At 50.9% G+C, this 2,196-nt stretch carries 1 protein-coding gene; it reads right to left on the bottom strand.

Annotated elements, in window-relative coordinates:
* Positions 1-2,196: Ig-like domain-containing protein (locus AB6E51_RS12390; RefSeq protein ID WP_372139929.1), on the bottom strand; the 2,196-nt coding region annotated here is incomplete at both ends.

Raw genomic sequence — 2,196 nt, 5'->3', positions numbered from 1 at the left:
TCAGGTTGTCTGTGTCGCTGTCGCCGCTGTCGCTCGACGCAACCAGATCGATGGTCGGTTTGCTGATACCCGTATCAACCTCGTAACCACCGTCTTTGTTGTCTCCGCTGGTTTCGGTCGTCGCCGTGAACGGGTTGCCCGCTTCATCGGTGCCACTCACGCTCGCCACGATGGTGCTGTCCGCATCCGCAACTAACTCGCTGCCCGGTACATTGATGCTGTAAGTGCCATCCGCTTTCACCGTGCCTGTGTAATCGGTTGAGTTGCCGTTCACCGTCAACGTCACGGTATCACCAGGTTTGGCGTCACCACCCACGGTACCCGTAATGGTCACGTCACCAGCCGCTTCCGCTGCGTTCACGATGTCGTCGCCTGCGATATCATCATCGATTGTGATGGTCGCCGCCGCGTCGGTATCGATGATGACTTCAAGCTCGGTCGACGTCGCGCTATTGCCCGCATCGTCCGTCACTTTTACGCTCAAGTCGTAAGTGCCATCCGCCAGGTCGGCGCTCGGCGTGAAGCTCCAAGTGCCGCCTTGCTCTTCGGTCAGCGTGCCTTCTAGGGCAACGCCGTCTTTGAGCACCACGATGCCCGCTGCCACCACATCGTCATCGATGTTGCCCAGCGAGAACGTCGGCGTCTTGTCATTGGTTAGGTTGTCTGTGTCGCTGTCGCCGCTGTCGCTCGACGCCACCAGATCGATGGTCGGTTTGCTGATATCGATGTCTAAATCATAAGCTCTAGAAATCGAACTACTAAATTCATTCCCAGCCCAATCTTGTCCGGTAACAGTAGCTGTCACTGAATTATCAGCTAAAAGATCACTGCCCTGAACATCTACACTCCATGTTTTATCACTTTGGACAACAGTCAGATAAGTCACACCATTTACTACGACTGATACCTGGTCACCAGTATCCGCATCTCTTCCAACAGTACCTTTAACTGAAACGGTACTTTCGCTTTCACTTTGATTGATAACATTGTCGTCAGTGATGGATTCAATAAAGATCGTTCCTCTAGCAGCTAAATCAACTAGATAGAACTCTGTCGAAGTAGCCGAGCCAACATTTCCAGCTTCATTTACTACATCTACCTTCGCGTCGACGATGTTATCGCTATCGGAGTTTAGGTCAGACCCATTGACGTCAATGCTATATTTCCCGTCGATTACTTGGCCTGTATACACAACGCCATTGATGGTCAGTGTTACTGTTCCAGAAACGTAATCCTCACCAGTAATAGAACCTGTAATCGTAACCGTCCCTTGAGCTTCAGTTGCGTTAATGACTGAGTCTTCAGTAATCGGATCAATATCTATGTTTACATTAACCGGAGTCGAGTCATAAATATGAGTAGAAGTTCCTGAGCTTGAAACACTGTTTCCTGCGCTATCGGTTGAACTAACAGAAACAGTGAACTCGGTGTCTTCTGCCAGGTCCTCACCATTAACACTTAGTTCCCAAATACCATTCTCTTTTACAACACTAGTATATGTCGCTCCATTGATGACAGCAGTTACGACGTCGTTAGGTTGTATGTCTCCACCGGTAGCAGTACCTGTAACAAAAATTGTTTGCTCTTTTTCAGTCTCAGTAACAACATCATCTGATGTAATGCTATCTACGATCACATTTCCTGATTCTGCCTGTGTATCAAGAGTGAACGTCAGCGTTGAGCTGCCTGATGTATTTCCCGCTGCGTCGGTTTGACGAACGGTGATCGTGTTGTCACCTTCCGTTGGTACTGGTGCGGTTGTCGTCCAGGTTCCGTCAACGAGGTATTCGACTGTCGCACCGTCTTCTGTACCGCCGACTGTGAAGCTGCCGTCGTTGGTTAAGAAGTCATCCGCCGCTGAGCCAGAGTCCGTATCCAGTGTCAGTGTTGGCGCATCTGGCGCTGTTGTGTCTAGAGTGAACGTCAGCTCGCTGCTGCCTGATGTATTACCCGCTGCGTCGGTTTGACGAACGGTGATCGTGTTGTCACCTTCCGTTGGTACGGGTGCGGTTGTCGTCCAGTTTCCGTCAACGAGATATTCGACTGTCGCACCCTCTTCTGTGCCGCCGACTGTGAAGCTGCCGTCGTTGGTTAAGAAGTCATCCGCCGCTGAGCCAGAGTCCGTATCAAGTGTCAGTGTTGGCGCATCTGGCGCTGTTGTGTCTAGAGTGAACGTCAGCTCGCTGCTGCCTGATG

Source organism: Vibrio sp. 10N.247.311.47 (genome assembly GCF_041467535.1).
GTDB lineage: Bacteria > Pseudomonadota > Gammaproteobacteria > Enterobacterales > Vibrionaceae > Vibrio > Vibrio crassostreae_C.
Note: the sequence above shows the minus strand (reverse complement) of the source record. Positions and strands in the feature narration are given on the sequence as shown.